Source organism: Sphingorhabdus rigui, from assembly GCF_014196595.1.
Classification (GTDB): Bacteria; Pseudomonadota; Alphaproteobacteria; order Sphingomonadales; family Sphingomonadaceae; genus Sphingorhabdus_B; species Sphingorhabdus_B rigui.
Window position 1 is genome coordinate 1,197,067 of the sequence record NZ_JACIEA010000001.1, and the last position, 17,120, is coordinate 1,214,186.

Here is a 17,120-nt window from a genome sequence, read left to right on the forward strand (position 1 = left end):
ATGTCTGAACCTTTTTATATTACCACCGCCATAGCCTATCCAAATGGCAAGCCGCATATCGGGCATGCCTATGAAGCGATTGCAACCGACGCGATTGCGCGGTTTCAACGGTTGATGGGCCGTGATGTGCGTTTCGTCACTGGCACCGATGAGCATGGCCTGAAAATGGACCAGACGGCACGGGCAGCTGGCAAGGCCACGCGCGATCTTGCCGATGAAATGTCGTCTTATTTCAAGGAAATGTGCAGCACTCTTGATATTTCCTTTGATCATTTTTGCCGCACAACGTCGGACCATCACCACAAGGCCAGCCAAGCGATTTGGAAACGGCTGGAAGCCGCTGGCGACCTGTATCTTGACCGGTATGAAGGATGGTATTCGGTCCGCGACGAAGCATATTATGACGAAACCGAGCTGACCGAGGGCGAGGGGGGGCAGAAGCTTTCTCCGCAAGGCACGCCGGTTGAATGGACGGTTGAAGAAAGCTGGTTTTTCCGTCTTTCGAAATATGAACAGCCATTGCTCGAATATTATGCCGCGCATCCTGACTTTATCCGACCCGACAGCCGGAAAAATGAAACGGTAAAGTTCGTTGAGGGCGGCCTGAAAGACCTGTCGGTTTCCCGCACCAGTTTCGATTGGGGCGTCAAAGTTCCCGGCAGCGAAAATCATGTCATGTATGTCTGGTTGGACGCGCTAACCACATATATCTCCGCGATTGGCTTTCCCGACGATACCGAGGAATGGCGCAAATTCTGGCCGGCCAATGTCCATATCATTGGCAAGGACATTGTCCGCTTTCACACCGTCTATTGGCCCGCATTTTTGATGTCGGCTGGCTTGCCATTACCAAAGCAGGTGTTCGGACATGGATTCCTGCTTTCACGCGGCGAGAAAATGTCGAAATCCTTGGGCAATGTCGTTGACCCGATGCAGCTTGCGGAGCTGTTTGGCGTCGATGCGTTGCGCTATTTCCTGCTGCGCGAAGTCAGCTTCGGTCAGGACGGCAGCTATAGCCCCGAAGCGATTGTCACCCGCGTGAATGCCGATCTCGCCAACAGTTTCGGCAATTTGGCGCAGCGGACATTGTCGCTCATCTTCAAAAATTGCGAAGGCTATCTGCCTGCCATTCGTGGTCATAATGAGGATGACAATGCGCTTTTGGATTTGGTGGGCGCGACTGTTTCGCAGCATATTCCTGCGCATTACGAAGATTTGGCGATGTCTCAGGGCTTAGAAAGCTGGATGCAGGCGGTGTTTGCCTGCAACGCCTATGTCGACGTGCAAGCGCCATGGGCGCTTAAGAAGACCGATCCAGAACGTATGGAAACCGTGCTTGCCACGCTATTCATCTGCATCGCGCAATTGGCCATCGCTGCTTTGCCGATCATTCCCGGGTCGGCGACCAAGCTTCTCGACCAAATGGGCGTTCCCCTTGAAGTGCGGAACTTCGATGCGGCAGGATCGCATTGGTATTCACCTTTGGCCGAGAGCAATTACCAAATTGCCCAGCCTGTAGGGCTGTTCCCCCGATTGGAAATGCCAGCGGAGGAGGGGACTGCGGCCTGATGTTCGTCGATTCCCACTGCCATCTGAATTATAAGGGCTTAGTCGAGCAGCAGGGCGAGATTCTTGCCCGCGCAAGGGGCTGTGGCGTGTCTGCCATGCTCAACATTTCGACCCGCGAACGCGAGTGGGATGAGGTTATCGGCCTTGCGGAACAGGAACCCGACGTGTGGGCATCTGTCGGCATTCACCCGCATGAGGCAGACCAGCATATAGGCATGGACGCTGCCAAGCTCATCGAACGCGCTGCCCACCCGCGTGTCGTCGCCATTGGCGAAACCGGGCTCGATTTTTACTACGATCACAGCGACCGGGCGCAGCAAGGCCTATCGTTTCGCGAACATATAACGGCTTCGCGGGACACCGGGCTTCCCATTATCATTCACACACGCGATGCAGAGGCGGAAACGGCCGAAATATTGCGCGACGAAATGTCCAAGGGCGCATTCACCGGCGTCATTCATTGCTTCACCGCAAGTGCAGAATTCGCGCGGACGGCGTTGGACCTTGGCCTCTATATTTCGCTGTCGGGCATCGTCACGTTCAAAAATGCGCAAGATCTTCAGTCGGTCGCCAAATGGCTGCCGTCGGACCGGCTGCTTGTGGAAACTGATGCCCCGTTTCTGGCGCCAATTCCGCATCGCGGAAAGACTGGCGAGCCCGCATTTGTCGCGGATACCGCGCGTTACGTGGCGCAATTACGCGGTGTTGACGCGGACATTCTGGCTAAAGAGACTACAGACAATTTCTACAGTCTGTTTACCAAGGCCGTACGATGAATATCATGGAAGACGGCCCATCGTTAATCTGGGGCGTCGTTTGCATAGTCTTGTTGATGAGCTCGCTTGCGGCGCGGCGTTTGCCATTGGGATATGTGGCGAAGGCGGCATTTGCGTGGATAGCGATATTCGCGGCTTTGTTCGCCATATTCAGCTTCCGATTCGAATTTAAGGCCGTCTGGGAGCGCGTAAAAGCGGACATTTCCGGCACCGCTGGCCAGAGCGTGAGCGGCGGAGAAATCACCATCAGGCGGCAGGATGACGGCCATTATTGGCTTCAGGTCGACGTGAATGGGAAGCCAGTGCGGTTCATGATCGATAGCGGCGCGACGACCACAGCGGTAAACGCCAGCACGGCGCGCGAAACGGGCGTACAAGTGGATACAGATGGATATCCGGTATTTCTCAATACGGCGAATGGCCGCGTGACGGCGCAGCGCGGTATCATTCAATCGTTGAAGATTGGAACGCACGAAATCGGACAGCATAATGTTGTGGTGTCGGAGAGTTTCGGCGACACGAATGTCCTGGGCATGAACTTTCTCGACAGTATGCAAAGCTGGAAGGTTGAGGCAAATGTCATGACGTTGAAGCAATGATAATGGGTCGGTGGAATGCACCCCCTATTGCCTTTATTCAATCTTACTTAACATAATATATATTATCGAACTTATTTATGGCTGGACCGATGCAGGCTGATATTACCCCTCTCACAGACATCATGGCGCGGTTGCGCGATCCGCAAACCGGATGCCCTTGGGATCTGGAGCAGGATTTCTCGACCATTGCGCCATATACGATCGAAGAAGCCTATGAAGTCGCTGACGCCATTGAGAACAACGATCTCGACGCGCTAAAAGACGAATTGGGCGATCTGCTCCTCCAAGTCGTATTCCACAGCCAGATGGCGTCTGAAATCGGCCAGTTCGACTTTAACGACGTTGTCCAAAGCATTTGCGACAAAATGGTCCGCCGTCATCCGCATGTGTTTGGTGCACAAGATGCACCAACCAACAGCATTCCCGACAATTGGGAAACGATCAAAGCCACCGAACGCGAAGCGGGATCGGATAACAGCGCCTTAGCAGGCGTCGCCCGCGCCCTCCCCGCATTATTACGTGCGCAAAAAATTCAGAAACGCGCCGCCAGAACCGGCTTTGATTGGCCCGACCAATCCGGCGCGCGCGACAAAATTATTGAGGAATTAGAAGAAGTTGGCGTAGCAACTTCGGCGGAACATGTTGCCGAAGAAATTGGTGATTTGTTGTTCGCCGTTGTCAACTTCGCCCGCTTTCATGACGTCGATGCCGAAACCGCGCTCAAGTCCGCAAATGCAAAGTTCGAACGCCGCTTTCGCGATATGGAAGATTCCGCTGGCGCGCGGTTCGCATCGCTGTCGCTCGATGAAAAAGAAGATCTTTGGCAACAGGCAAAGGCCAAGGAATCGAAATAATCAGGCCTCTATTTGGGCGAACTGCTTATCGAATTGGCCCCATAATTGGCGGCTGAGCGAGGCTTCGACGGTTACGAGGTCCTCATCCACAATCTGGCTGTTGATGGTGCCCCGCGCGTGAAGCCATGCGAGCGCCGCGCCATCGCTGACCTTCAATCGAACGGACCGGACAAGATTGCCCTTGGCAATCAGCGCGGACAGATGCGCCTTAAAGGCATCAACCCCCTCGCCCGTCTGCGCCGAGATCATCAGTACATCGTCATGACGCCGGGCAAGCGCCGACAGATCCTCGCGTTTTTCGGCATCGAGCAGGTCAATCTTGTTCCAGACCTCCAACATCCGCGGTTGGTTTGCGGCATCATCACCATCCAGAACGCCCAAATCGCGCAGGATTTGGAGGACATCATCACGTTGCGCATCGGTTTCGCTGTGCGAGATATCGCGCACATGCACAATGATATCCGCCGAGATCACTTCTTCGAGCGTGGCGCGGAACGCCGCGACCAATTGCGTCGGCAGGTCGGAGACAAATCCAACGGTGTCCGACAAAATCGCCTTTTCCACCCCCGGCAAGGAAATTTCGCGCATGGTGGGATCAAGCGTCGCAAACAGCATATCCTCGGCCAACACCGTCGCGCGGGTCAGGCTGTTGAACAGGGTCGACTTGCCGGCATTGGTATAGCCAACCAACGCGATCACGGGCCATGGCGCCCTTTTGCGGCGCGCACGGTGCAACGAACGCGTCCGTTTCACTTCCTCAAGCTCGCGGCGCAAACGGGCCATCCGGTCGCGGATCATCCGACGGTCGGCCTCAATCTGCGTCTCGCCCGGGCCGCCCAAAAAGCCAAAGCCCCCGCGCTGCCGTTCCAAGTGCGTCCAACTGCGCACCAAGCGACCGGCTTGATAATCCAAATGGGCCAGCTCAACCTGCAACCGTCCTTCGGCTGTTGCCGCACGCTCGCCAAAAATTTCGAGGATGAGCCCGGTACGGTCAATCGTTTTCAACCCGGTGCGTTCTTCCAGATTGCGCTGTTGAATGGCAGTCAAAGACGCATCGACGATCAACAGGTCGATTTCCAAGTCCCGCCCTATCTGCGCGATTTCCTCCACCTGCCCGCCGCCAAGCAACGTAACCGCGCGCGGCGAACGCACGCGAAAATGCTTTTTCTGGACGACATTCAGGCCAATGGCCAATGCAAGGCCCTCTGCTTCGGCAAGCCGCGCCTCTGGGCCCACCGAAGCCCGTCCGGGCAATTCGGGGTAAATGACCAACGCACGCGCACCGCGCGCAAATTCGTCGGTTTCGCTACGTTCAAAAACGCTCAAATATCATCCTCATCCACGCCTTGATTATATTCGGCGAGATTTACAGGATGTGCAGGCTGAATAGTCGATATGGCATGCTTATAGACCAATTGCGTCGTGCCATCGCGTTCCAGCAGAACCGAAAACAGGTCATAGGCCGCAATACCGCCCTGAAGCATGACCCCATTGACGAGGAAGGTGGTAACCGGTTCATTCTTGTCGCACATCGCATGCAAGAACACATCCTGCAGCATGCCCACACGGTGGCTGGTCCGGCTCATCATGTCATCAAACACCGACCGATCGGGCGAAACCGATGGCATAATCGTGGAAATGCTGTGCTTATAGACCAGCTGGGACATACCATCACGGCGCAAAAGCACCGAAAAATTGTCAAACCAGGTGACTACGCCTTGAAGCTTTACACCTTTGACCAAAAACATGGTTACCGGTGTTTTTGATTTTCTCAGCGAGTTCAGAAACAGATCTTGCAGTCCGTTATTCTTTTCAGTCATTATTATTATCCGATTATATTTTTGTTGTGCTCGGCTTAACGGGAGACCCTGAAAGGGAGTGAGCCGACGTAAAAGCGCGTATACACGAGGTGTGCAGACGGCGCAATTGGACTCATGCGTCGCTGTCTTCTTCAACCTCCAGACCGTTTTTCCGCACGGAAATGCCCAGCAGCTTGAGCTTGCGATGCAGTGCAGAACGCTCCATCCCGACAAAGGCCGCCGTCTTTGAAATATTGCCTGAAAAGCGTTTAATCTGAACACGCAGATATTCGCGTTCAAACGCTTCGCGCGCCTCACGCAAGGGCGCGCCCATCAGCGACGTGACATTATGCTCCGTGCCTTCATAGCTGTTGATGACTTCCGACGGCAGCATGTCCGCGTCAATCGTGTGGACCCGGTTTGCGGGTGCCAATATGATCGTCCGTTCAATGATATTGCGCAACTGGCGGACATTTCCCGGCCACTCACACGCCTGAAGCGCGGCCATGGCGTCATCCGAAAAATAGGGCGGTGGAATGCGATGTTCCGAAGCGAAGCGCGCCGCATAATGATTGGCGAGATCCGGAATATCCTCCCGACGGCCAGACAATGGCGGAATTTCAACGGGGACAACATTTAGGCGATAGAAAAGATCCTCGCGAAAGCGCCCCTCCACAATCTCAATCGCCAAATCACGCGCAGTGGCGGAGACAAAGCGCACATCAACGCGGATTTGCCGGTCGCCCCCTACCCGCACAAAGCTTTGGTCGGTTAAAACACGCAAAATCTTACCCTGTGTGGTCCACGGCATGTCCGCAACTTCGTCGAGAAACAACGTGCCGCCATGCGCCTTTTCCAACATGCCAGCTTGCACAAGCCGGCCATCTTTTTCGATACCGAACAGCTCTTCATCAAAGCGCTCTGGGGATAAGCGGGCCGCGCTCACCGAGACAAAGGCGGAGTCTGAACGCGGGCTCCAGCTATGGAGCAAACGGGCCGCAACCTCTTTCCCAACGCCAGCAGGGCCCGTGATAAGCATCCGGCTGCCTGTGCCCGCGACTTTCTTCAAAGTTGCGCGCACCGCGTTGATCGCCGCGGATGATCCGGTGAGTTCTTCCGAATGCCCTACCCGCGCCTTTAGCGCCGCGTTTTCCGCGCGAAGGCGTTCGGTCTCGGTCGCTTTGGATACCAAATGCAGAAGCTTACTTGCCTCAAATGGCTTTTCGATAAAGTCTGCCGCACCATGGCCAATGGCGGCAACGGCGGTGTCGATATTGCCATGCCCGGAAAAGACGATGACGGGAATCTGCGGATCGCGTAGCTTGATCGCACGCAGCAGCTCGATGCCGTCCATGGACGACCCGCGCAGCCATACGTCCAGAAGGATAAGCGACGGCAACCGCTCGTCCAATGCGGCCAAGGCCTCATCGGCCGAGGCGGCGGTTCTCGTGCCATATCCTTCATCATCAAGGACACCCGAGACCAAGTCCCGAATGTCTTGCTCGTCGTCTACAATCAGTATGTCGAGTGCCATATTAGCCCATAACCTCATCTGAATTGGATGCTGGCGGGGCCGCGTTCAACTTCCCCACCCGCAATGCTACGATTTCCGGATTGAATTTCAACGTCACAACTGCGCCTTCTGGATGGTTGTCTGACAGAGAAATCTCTCCAAAATGTTCTTCAATAATTTTCTTAACGATGGCGAGGCCAAGCCCCGAACCGGTTGCACGATTGGTGATATAGGGTTCCATGATCCGCTGACGATCCGACGGCAAACCAATGCCATTGTCCGATATTCGAATGATTAAACCACCGTCGTCAACGACCAGATCGACGACGATCGCGCCGTCGACTTCGACCATTTTCTTTTTCTCTTCAATCGATTCAACCGCATTTTTCAGAATGTTCGTGATCGCCTGCCCCAATTGGCGTCGGTCGGAGATCAATGTCGGGAACGGGCCATCCTGATTATAGGTGAAGCTGATATCCGGATGTGCAACCTCAAACATGAACACAGCATGCCCCACAATGTCGTGCACATTTTCCGACCGGAACAATGGCTTTGGCATCCGCGCAAAGGACGAGAATTCATCGACAATGTTTCGCAAGTCCCCAACTTGGCGCACGATGGTGCTCGTCAGCTGCGCGAATATCGCTTCATCTTGGGCAATATGCTTGCCGAAGCGACGCTGAAGACGCTCTGCTGCCAATTGGATAGGCGTGAGCGGGTTTTTGATTTCATGCGCAATCCGTCGGGCCACATCGGACCATGCAGCGCGGCGTTGATCGGCAAGCTGCTGACTGATGTCTTCAAAGGTTACCACACTGCCCTGCTCGCGTGGAGACACCGTGACCGCAACCGTCAGCGGCTCTGGCCCATCGCCAAGCTGCACGACACCCCGCGGGCTTTCGCTAGCCAAGGCGGCGAGCGCTGGCGCAACCACTTCAAACTTTTGGCCGACAATACTGTCCGAGTCATGCTTCAGCAGTTTTTCCGCGGTGGAATTCGCCAGTTGGACCACGCCATTGCCATCGACCGAAACCACACCTGCCGATACCGATTCCAGCACAGCCTCGATAAACAAACGCCGCTCGCCCAATTGATGGTTGGTGGCCAGCAACACGCCCGTTTGCTCCTGCAGTCGCGCGGTCATACGGTTGAACGATTGCGACAGGAAGCCCACTTCATCATCGCGAAATTGATCCTCGGTGACCCGCGCAGATAGGTCGCCATCGGCAATCCTTTGCGCGGCATCCACCAGATTGTTGACCGGCTTCACCAACCGGTCAGCGACGCGCAGGGCAATCCACAGCGTGATGCCAATAATCATCAGCGACACAAAATAGAGCGCGAGGTTGAACTGGATTTGCAACGCCCGCGAACGCGCGACCATTTTGTCATAGTCTTGCAAAACGGACTGGGCCTTTTCGCCGAGCGCAAATGAAGGCACGGACAAAGCCCGACTGGTATAGAGATAACTGCGGGGCGTATCGAACAAGACCGTGACGGCTTCGATCCGGTCTGCACGATTGGCGATAACAACGCCCTCACCTGCATTTAATTTGGCGAGTATGTCACGGGCAATCCAGTCTTGCTTTCTATCGTCATTTTCAGTTGCGACCGCCTCCGTCCGCTGAACCCCGTCAGCGCCAACGGAAACGATGGCAGACTCGCTTAATCGGCGCCTGAAGACCTGTTCGAGATAATAGCTCAGGAAAGCCGGATCATCGGGATTGGTCTGGCCCAAAGCATTCCGGAAATCCCCCGCCATAGTAAGGGTTTCGTCGCCGACATCTTTCGCATTTACTTCATAATAGCCCTTGGCCAGCTCGCCCGCATTTTCGAGCATGCCGCGCGCGGAGCCCGAAAACCAGAATTGCACCCCGCTTTGGAACAGCAATGAGGCAAAGATAACCAAAAGCACCGTTGGAACCGCCGTAATCGCCGAAAATATTGCCACCAGACGGACGTGCAGCAATTGCTTGCTGCCAATGTTGCTATTCTCCGCCCGCTTGAGCGCCACACGCCGCCCGAAGAGCACAACAAGCAATGTTGCTGGCAACAGGTTACTGACCAGCATGGTTGCGGAGGCAGCGGGCGCCAACGGCTCCGATTGCGGCCCTTGGTCGATGAGCAATATCGCGGTCACAACGCCCGCAACGACAACCATCACCGCACTGGCAATTTCCAGAAATTTGATCGATTGGCTGTTACCCAACAGATCGGCAAGCCATTCAAAAAGACGACGGACGGCGGAAGGTGAACCTGTTTCCTCCGCTAATCCGATTGTTGCCATAAAGACACTGTGGCACTCATTGCGTTACCTGAAAAGCACAAAATTGCTCCTCAAACGCTATGCATCTTGGCCAAACACCGTTCTAGCGTCCTCCGGCGGGACCAATCCCGTAATCGGTCAGTTTTTTACGCAGCGTGTTGCGGTTGATGCCAAGCAAGGCTGCGGCTTTAAGCTGGTTGCCTTTCACTTGCTTCATCACATGCTGCAGCAACGGAATTTCAAACTGGGCCAAGGCGCGTGGATATAGCTTTTCGCGCAAATGCCCGCGCTGTTTTTGATCTCGCAGGAATTGGGCAACCGCCGCTTCGAAGCTCGCGCCTTGAATGGGCAGATCAGCATCCTGCGCAGGTTCCACAAACTGGTGGATCGTGCTTTCGGTGATCGTATCTTCGCGGCACAATAATGCCAGGCGATAAATAAGGTTTTTTAACTCGCGGATATTCCCGCGCCAGGGCATCGCCATCAATTGGCCAACAGCCCCATCGTCGATTTTGCGCATTGGAAGGCCGTCCTTGGCCGCCATCATCAGGAAATGCTGTGCAAGCAGGCCGATGTCTTCCGTGCGGTCGCGCAGCGGTGGCATCTCAATGGGCACGACGTTTAAGCGGTAAAACAGATCCTCTCGAAACCCGCCCTTTTCGATCAAAGCGGCCAGGTTCTGGTTGGTCGCAGCGACGATGCGGACATCAAGGCGAATGCTCGCTTTCCCGCCAATACGGCTAATGACACCGCTTTGCAGCGCACGCAAAAGCCGCGTCTGTGCGTGCATCGGCATGTCACCAATTTCGTCGAGGAATAATGTCCCGCCTTGCGCCTGTTCAAACCGACCAATCGATTGACCGACAGCGCCGGTAAACGCGCCTTTTTCGTGACCAAAAAGCTCTGCTTCGATTAACTCGCTCGGGATCGCGGCCATGTTGACCGCGACAAAGGGCCCGGTTTTGCGGTGCCCCAGATTATGGATCGCTTCGGCCACCAGTTCCTTGCCCGTTCCGCTTTCACCCGAAATCAGGACCGACAGGTCATTCCGCAACAGGCGCGCCACCATGCGGTATACATCCTGCATCGCCGCACTGCGTCCAATCATCGGCAGATTGGCTTCGCTTAAGGCCTCAAACGGGTCAGAGGCGGTTGAGCGGCGTTTTTCGATGCCTTGCTTTACAGCCAAGACAAGGTCGTTGAGATCAAACGGCTTTGGGAAATATTCAAATGCATCAATCTCGCTGGCACGCACCGCTGTCTCAAGCGTGTTTTGCGCAGACATGATGATGACGGGCATGTCGGGCGTGCGCGCTAATATTTCTTTCAGCGTGGATAATCCGTCGCTGTCTTTCAAAACGACATCGGTCAGCATCAGGTCGAAATGGCCATTGGCAAGTGCCGCATCGCGCGCCGCCACGGTGTCGCAAATTTGTGTTTCGATATTCTCCGCCTCAAGCGCGGCACATACGACCAGACCGATGGACGCGTCATCTTCGACAATAAGAACCTTTGCTGGCTTCATGCGCTTGCCTTCCCTGAAGCTACCGGAAGCAAAAGCCGGAATGTGGTTTGTCCAAGGGCATGATCGCGTTCGAACAAGACCCTGCTGTTCATTTGCTGCACAAGCTTGCGCACAATGGCGAGGCCAAGCCCCTGCCCGTCACGTTTTGTTGTCACGAATGGCGAAAACAGTTCGTCGACAATATGATCGGGCACGCCAGCGCCATTGTCGGATATCGCGATTTCAACGGGCAATTTAATGGCGCGCCGGTCAATATCTGTGTCGCGCAGCGCGCCGCTCATCACATAACGCGTCGAAATGCCAATCACGCCGTCAAGACGCCCATTCAGCGCGTCGATGGCGTTTTGCAGGAGGTTGATGAGCACCTGAACCATCCCATCGGCATCGATATACACATCGGGCAGCGACGGATCATAGTTGATGGAAATTTCGGGCATGGCGCGGTTGGCCGCGCGCAGCGAACGAATGGCGCGCTCAATCAACAAATGGATATTTGCCGGCGCCAGTTCGGGCCGCTCCGACCGCCCCAGCTTTTGCATTTGGTCCAGCAAGCGGGCGATGCGGTCAACTTCGTTGACAATAAGCTCGGTCAACGCCCGGCTTTTTTCATCGACCTGACGCGCCAGCAATTGTGCCGCGCCCTTTATGCCCGCCAAGGGGTTTTTGATTTCATGCCCCAAAATCGCAGGCGCGCCCATGGCCTGCTGCTGCCCGGAGTCACGCTGGTCCCCAATATGTTCGCGGCCCCCATTGCGCGGGGATATGACGGCGATGCGCCAGTCGGGCTCTTTGGCCACGGCGGATATGTTGATATCGACCATGATTACACCATAAGGCGTTTTCAGCTCCATATCCTGCGCGGAAATATCGCCCTCACGCGCGAGCAAAGCCGCATTCATCCGCTCGCTTTCGAAGATCAGCGCCTCGTCAATCCGATGCCCCTCAAGCCGCCGGCGGCTTCGGCCAAAAAAGGCTTCGCTCGCATCATTGGCATAAGTGATAAGATGATCAGGCGAGATCAAAAGCACCGGCACCGCAATACTCGCCAGCATTTGGCTAAATTCGGGGCGATGCGTAATTTGGGACATCTATCAGGCGGCCGACCGCGTCAGGAACGGTTCGTAAAAACGTGTCAGCTCGTCAATCACTACATCGGGATCATCGATGCGGTTCACGAAATTGCGAAACTCGGCTGAACCATTCAGCCCCTTGGTATACCAACCGATATGTTTGCGCGCGATGCGAAGGCCGACTTCGCCGCCATAATGATCGAGCATGGCGCGATAATGGTCCATGATCAGGTGGAACTGGGCATCAATATCGGGCTCGGCGATGGTCTGCCCGGTCCGGAACCAATGCATCATCTGACCTAAGAGCCACGGCTTTCCATAAGCGCCGCGACCGACCATCACGCCATCTGCACCACTTTGTTCCAGCGCATTGCGCGCATCTTCGATGGTGCAGATATCGCCATTGACGATGACCGGCAGCGATACCGCGTCTTTCACCTTGCGCACAAATGCCCAGTCAGCCGAGCCCTTGTACATCTGGTTGCGGGTGCGGCCGTGGACGGTGATCATCTTTGCGCCAAGGTCTTCGGCAATACGCGCGAGTTCAGGCGCGTTCAGGCTATTATGGTCCCAGCCCATCCGCATCTTGACGGTAACCGGCACGGATACGGCCTTCACCGTCGCCTCGATCAAGCTGGCCGCCAGTGGCAGGTCGCGCATCAATGCAGAGCCGGCATCGCCGTTCACCACCTTTTTAACGGGGCAACCCATGTTGATATCGATAATCGCCGCGCCGCGATCTTCGTTCAGCTTTGCCGCCTCACCCATTTCATAAGGCGCGCAGCCTGCCAACTGCATCGACACAGGCTCTTCAATTGCATCCCACTCGCATTTTTGGATGCTTTGGCGCGTTTCGCGGATCATCGCTTGGCTCGCAATCATCTCGGTCACGTTTAAGCCAGAGCCAAATTGCCGGACGATTTTGCGAAATGGCATATCGGTGACGCCCGTCATCGGCGCCAAAATGACGGGACAATTGATTTCAATATTGCCGATTTGGATAGGTTTCAGCTGCATTTTCAAAACTTGCCTAAAATTTAGGCAGGCCGTTACCCGCTTTCGGCTTGGCGGGCAAGTGTGCTGTCGCTAGAGCGCGGCTATGGTAACTGTACCCATCACCGTTGCGCTCATACTTGCCGCTGGCTCTGGAAGTCGCGTGGGCGGAGATATCCCCAAACAATTTCGTCCGGTACGCGGCAAACCCATGCTGCGGCACAGCTATGAAGCGCTGTCCGCGCATCCATCGATTTCCAAGGTCTATGTGGCTATTGGCGCGGGCCAAGAGGCCGAGGCTTTTGCAGCTCTGCACGGCCTGCCCGCGGCTATCTTTGTTCAGGGCGGCGCGACACGGCGGGAAAGCGTTCGCTTGGGCTTAAAGGCGATTGCAACCGATGGGGATGCCGACCGGATCCTGATCCACGACGCCGCGCGGCCATTTCTGCCCAGCACGGTCATTGACGACTTAATCAAAGCACTCGACGAAGCGCCCGGCGCTGTTCCTGCCCTGCCCGTTGTCGATAGCCTTTCCAGAGGCGATCAGAATCTGTCCGAAACCGTCGACCGCGCACATTTGTGGCGCATTCAAACGCCGCAGGCCTTCGCCTTTGCCGATATTTTGGCCGCGCACGAAGATTGGACCGGCGACGAGCCCACCGATGACGCCCGCATGCTGATGGCCCGTGGTGGGCAGGTTCGTATCGTTCCGGGATCAGAAGCGCTCAACAAATTCACCTTTTCAACCGATTTTGCAGGATCGACTATGCCGTCATTTCGAAGTGGCAATGGATTTGACGTGCATCGCCTTGTTCCCGACGCCGAACTGTGGCTGTGCGGCGTGCTTATTCCGCATGACAAAGGTCTTGCCGGGCACAGCGATGCGGACGTCGCCATGCATGCGCTCACCGATGCGATCTTGGGCGCCATCGCCAAGGGCGACATTGGCGACCATTTTCCGCCGACGGACCCGCAATGGCGCGGGGCATCATCAGACCGATTTCTGGCCTATGCGATGCAGCTCGCCCGCGACGATGGCTATGCGCTCGCCAATGCCGACGTGACCATCATTTGCGAACGCCCGAAAATTGGTCCCTTCCGGGGACAGATGCGGCAACGGCTGGCCGAAATAATGGCTGTTGATATCGATTGTATATCGGTAAAGGCAACAACCACCGAGATGCTGGGTTTTACAGGCCGCGGCGAAGGCATCGCTGCGCAGGCCACAGCTACTTTTGAGAAATATTGATTATGGAAACCGTTTTACCCGCCGATATCGCGCAAATGGCCGCGCGTGTTGTTGCAGAAAACAAGGCCGCTGGCCGCACTGTCGCTGTCGCTGAAAGCTGCACGGGTGGACTGGTGAGCGCTGCAATCACCGAAGTCCCCGGCAGCAGCGCCATATTGGGCTCTGGCTATGTGACATATAGCAACGAAGCCAAGATGACGATGCTGGGCGTCAATGAAGATATTATCGACACCTTTGGTGCTGTGTCGGTCGCCGTCGCATGGGCGATGGCGCAGGGCGCGTTAAAGAAAAGTGGCGCAGACATTGCCGTGGCGATCAGCGGCGTGGCTGGACCTGATGGCGGGACCGCAAACAAGCCCGTGGGCACCGTCGTCTTTGCAGTCGCGTTGAAAGGGCAAAATCCCGAAGATGTGGTCGGCGATAAAAAAGCATTTGGTGCAGATAAAAGCCGCGCTGATATCCGCGCCTTTGCAACGCTTTACGCGCTTGAGCTCTTGCTGCCGCCTGCCCCGTAAAGCTCATCGGCACGGTCGATAAAGGCCGTCGTCATTTTGCGCAGGGCTGAATCAAAAAACTGTCCGGCCAGTGCCTCAAACACACGGTTGCGGAATGAAAAATCAACGGTGAAATCCACGATTGATCCGCCGCCCGCGACATCTTCAAATGTCCAAGCGTTATGCAAATGCTTCATTGGACCGTCGAGATAATCCACGACAATCGACGAATGCGGGGTTTTGACGACCCGGCTGCTGAAGGTTTCCCGAAGGGATTTGAAGCCGACAATCATGTCCGCCAGCATCTCGCCCTCTTCGTCCTTGCGAATACGGATGGCACTGACCCAGGGTAAAAATTCGGGATAGCGCGCCACATCGGCCACCAGATTGTACATCTGTTCCGCACTATGCGGCAAATGACGGCGTTCGTGATGATGCGGCATTCGGGCTGTTACCGCTTTTTGGCCAACTGCGCCGCGCGCGCGTCGCGCATTTTCGCAAAATCATCGCCCGCGTGATAGCTCGACCGCGTGAGCGGGCTGGCTGCAACAAGCAAGAAACCCTTCGCACGGGCAATCGCCGCATAAGCGTCAAATGCCGCAGGCGTCACAAAGTCCATCACCTTTGTGTGCTTCGGCGTTGGCTGCAAATATTGGCCCATCGTTAGGAAGTCGATATCTGCGCTGCGCATGTCATCCATGACCTGATGCACTTCCATCCGCTCTTCGCCCAAACCAAGCATGACGCCCGACTTGGTAAAAATGGAGGGGTCGTGGCGCTTTACGGTCTCCAGCAAACGCAGCGATGCGTAATAACGCGCACCGGGCCGGATAGTCGGATAGAGGCGCGGAACAGTCTCCAGATTGTGGTTGTACACATCAGGCCGCGCCGTCACGATGGCCTCAACGGCGGCTTGCGCCTTGTTCCGGAAATCCGGCGTCAGGATTTCAATCGTGGTGTTCGGTGTGTTGCGACGCAGCGCTTCGATCACCTTCACAAATTGGCTCGCGCCACCATCAGGCAAATCGTCACGATCAACCGATGTAATGACGATATGTTCAAGGCCCATTTTCGCGGCCGCAATCGCCACATGCTCTGGCTCTAACGGATCGACAGCGCGCGGCATTCCGGTTTTGACGTTACAAAAGGCACATGCCCGGGTGCACACATCGCCAAGGATCATCACCGTCGCGTGCTTTTTGGTCCAACATTCCCCGATATTTGGGCAAGCCGCCTCTTCGCACACGGTGTTCAAGTTCAAGTCCCGCATCAGCTTGCGGGTCTCGTTAAAACCCGCGCCAGTAGGTGCCTTAACGCGGATCCAATCCGGCTTGCGTTCGCGCACGGGGCGCTCGGGTATCGATATCGGAACGTTCATGCCGTTCGAATAGCCGCCGCGCCTCAACTTGCCAACTGCAACTTGCCTGCTATGGGTTGCAAAATCTGCAAAGAGGCTATGATGATAATCGACACCCTAACCTCGCCGGTAATATTGTTTTTCGTTCTCGGCTTTGTTGCTGCCGCACTTAAATCCGACCTCAGTATTCCCGAAGCCTTCGCAAAAGCCATGTCCATCTATCTGATGGCGGCCATTGGCTTAAAGGGCGGCGTTGAGGTTGCGAACAGCGGGGTCACTGCAGAAGTGGCCGCTGCCGCGTTGGCAGGCCTTGCCCTCAGCTTTCTGCTGCCGGTCATCGCATTTGCTTTGCTTCGGCAATTTGGCGGGCTTTCCAAAGTCGATGCCGGCGCGGTTGCCGCACATTATGGTTCAGTCAGCGTGGTTACGTTTGTGACCGCAAAGGAAATTCTCACCGGCCAAGGTTTAGGCCCGGCAGGCTATATGGTCGCCGTTCTTGCATTGATGGAAACCCCGGCCATTATTTCCGGCCTCATGCTTGCGCGGCGTGGCGACAAAGACGCGAGCGAAAAATCCTCCACGCCATGGCACGAAGTCCTCACCAACGCCTCGGTTATGATTTTGGTCGGCAGCTTTATCATTGGTATTGTTGCCGGCAGCGATGGCTTCGCACCCATCAAGCCACTGTTCGATACCGGCTTCCGCGGCGTGCTGTGCTTGTTCCTGCTCGATATGGGGCTGATCGCAGCACGGCGGCTCATGCAGTCACGTAAAATGAACCTCCGCTTGGTTAGCCTCGCTATTGTGATACCTTCGTTAAACGGCGCAATTGGTACATTTGTCGGAACATTGGTTGGTCTGGACGTAGCCTCGGCCGCTACGCTTGGCATCTTGGCGGCAAGTGCCTCGTACATTGCCGTTCCGGCAGCGATGCGGCTTGCCCTGCCGAAAGCCGACCCCGGCATTTACCTCAGCATGTCACTTGGCGTGACCTTTCCTTTCAACATCATCTTTGGCATCAGCATTTTTGCGGCATTCGCCAAAGCAATAGGATGA

General features: G+C 55.7%; 16 protein-coding genes. 7 read left to right on the forward strand and 9 right to left on the reverse strand.

The window, feature by feature from the left end; translation table 11 throughout:
- The 4 genes from metG (at position 1) to mazG (ending at position 3,798) form a co-directional block, all read left to right on the forward strand.
- Positions 1 to 1,569 carry a methionine--tRNA ligase gene (metG, locus tag GGR91_RS05430; protein WP_183940792.1) on the forward strand — a complete coding sequence of 523 codons (1,569 nt, stop codon included), beginning with the start codon at positions 1 to 3 and terminating at the stop codon, positions 1,567 to 1,569.
- Complete coding sequence (locus GGR91_RS05435) at positions 1,569 to 2,345, forward strand: TatD family hydrolase (protein ID WP_183940794.1); 777 nt, start codon at positions 1,569 to 1,571, stop codon at positions 2,343 to 2,345. Before metG ends, GGR91_RS05435 begins: the two co-directional genes overlap by 1 nt.
- Positions 2,342 to 2,944, forward strand: a complete 603-nt coding sequence (locus GGR91_RS05440; RefSeq protein ID WP_183940796.1) for a retropepsin-like aspartic protease family protein — start codon at positions 2,342 to 2,344, stop codon at positions 2,942 to 2,944. Before GGR91_RS05435 ends, GGR91_RS05440 begins: the two co-directional genes overlap by 4 nt.
- Positions 2,945 to 3,021: 77 nt before the next feature.
- A complete protein-coding gene (gene mazG, locus GGR91_RS05445; protein ID WP_183940797.1) occupies positions 3,022 to 3,798 on the forward strand; it encodes a nucleoside triphosphate pyrophosphohydrolase in 777 nt (258 codons plus the stop codon).
- Here mazG and hflX read toward each other — a convergent pair whose 3' ends face one another.
- The 7 genes from hflX to dusB all read right to left on the reverse strand — a co-directional run bounded on the left by hflX (position 3,799) and on the right by dusB (position 12,988).
- Complete coding sequence (hflX, locus tag GGR91_RS05450; RefSeq protein ID WP_183940799.1) at positions 3,799 to 5,124, reverse strand: GTPase HflX; 1,326 nt, start codon at positions 5,122 to 5,124, stop codon at positions 3,799 to 3,801.
- Positions 5,121 to 5,618 carry an RNA chaperone Hfq gene (gene hfq / locus GGR91_RS05455; protein WP_183940801.1) on the reverse strand — a complete coding sequence of 166 codons (498 nt, stop codon included), beginning with the start codon at positions 5,616 to 5,618 and terminating at the stop codon, positions 5,121 to 5,123. Before hfq ends, hflX begins: the two co-directional genes overlap by 4 nt.
- A gap of 112 nt (positions 5,619 to 5,730) precedes the next feature.
- Positions 5,731 to 7,131, reverse strand: coding sequence for a nitrogen assimilation response regulator NtrX (gene ntrX / locus GGR91_RS05460; RefSeq protein ID WP_183940803.1), 1,401 nt, complete (start codon positions 7,129 to 7,131; stop codon positions 5,731 to 5,733).
- Position 7,132: 1 nt separating this feature from the next.
- A complete protein-coding gene (locus GGR91_RS05465) occupies positions 7,133 to 9,397 on the reverse strand; it encodes a sensor histidine kinase (protein ID WP_183940805.1) in 2,265 nt (754 codons plus the stop codon).
- Positions 9,398 to 9,479: 82 nt separating this feature from the next.
- Entirely contained in the window at positions 9,480 to 10,901 is a 1,422-nt protein-coding gene (locus GGR91_RS05470) for a sigma 54-interacting transcriptional regulator (RefSeq protein WP_183940807.1), read from the reverse strand.
- Positions 10,898 to 11,989 (reverse strand): two-component system sensor histidine kinase NtrB, encoded by a 1,092-nt coding sequence (locus GGR91_RS05475; RefSeq protein WP_183940809.1) that lies wholly within the window; start codon positions 11,987 to 11,989, stop codon positions 10,898 to 10,900. The genes GGR91_RS05470 and GGR91_RS05475 overlap by 4 nt, the downstream gene beginning before the upstream one ends.
- Before the next feature lie 3 nt (positions 11,990 to 11,992).
- Positions 11,993 to 12,988: a tRNA dihydrouridine synthase DusB gene (gene dusB / locus GGR91_RS05480; RefSeq protein ID WP_183940811.1), complete on the reverse strand. Its 996-nt coding sequence runs from the start codon at positions 12,986 to 12,988 to the stop codon at positions 11,993 to 11,995.
- 82 nt (positions 12,989 to 13,070) lie between these two features.
- Between dusB and GGR91_RS05485 the strand changes: the two genes are divergently transcribed.
- Both GGR91_RS05485 and GGR91_RS05490 read left to right on the forward strand, forming a co-directional pair.
- Entirely contained in the window at positions 13,071 to 14,213 is a 1,143-nt protein-coding gene (locus GGR91_RS05485; protein ID WP_183940813.1) for a bifunctional 2-C-methyl-D-erythritol 4-phosphate cytidylyltransferase/2-C-methyl-D-erythritol 2,4-cyclodiphosphate synthase, read from the forward strand.
- Between the two features lie 2 nt (positions 14,214 to 14,215).
- Positions 14,216 to 14,728 (forward strand): CinA family protein, encoded by a 513-nt coding sequence (locus GGR91_RS05490; protein WP_183940814.1) that lies wholly within the window; start codon positions 14,216 to 14,218, stop codon positions 14,726 to 14,728.
- Here GGR91_RS05490 and GGR91_RS05495 read toward each other — a convergent pair.
- Together GGR91_RS05495 and lipA are read right to left on the reverse strand one after the other, a co-directional pair.
- Entirely contained in the window at positions 14,692 to 15,150 is a 459-nt protein-coding gene (locus GGR91_RS05495; RefSeq protein ID WP_183940816.1) for a type II toxin-antitoxin system RatA family toxin, read from the reverse strand. The genes GGR91_RS05490 and GGR91_RS05495 overlap by 37 nt on opposite strands.
- A gap of 8 nt (positions 15,151 to 15,158) precedes the next feature.
- Complete coding sequence (lipA, locus tag GGR91_RS05500; RefSeq protein ID WP_183940818.1) at positions 15,159 to 16,085, reverse strand: lipoyl synthase; 927 nt, start codon at positions 16,083 to 16,085, stop codon at positions 15,159 to 15,161.
- Between the two features lie 78 nt (positions 16,086 to 16,163).
- On the opposite strand from lipA, the gene GGR91_RS05505 reads away from it, so the two are divergent.
- Positions 16,164 to 17,120, forward strand: coding sequence for a sodium-dependent bicarbonate transport family permease (locus tag GGR91_RS05505; RefSeq protein WP_246337055.1), 957 nt, complete (start codon positions 16,164 to 16,166; stop codon positions 17,118 to 17,120).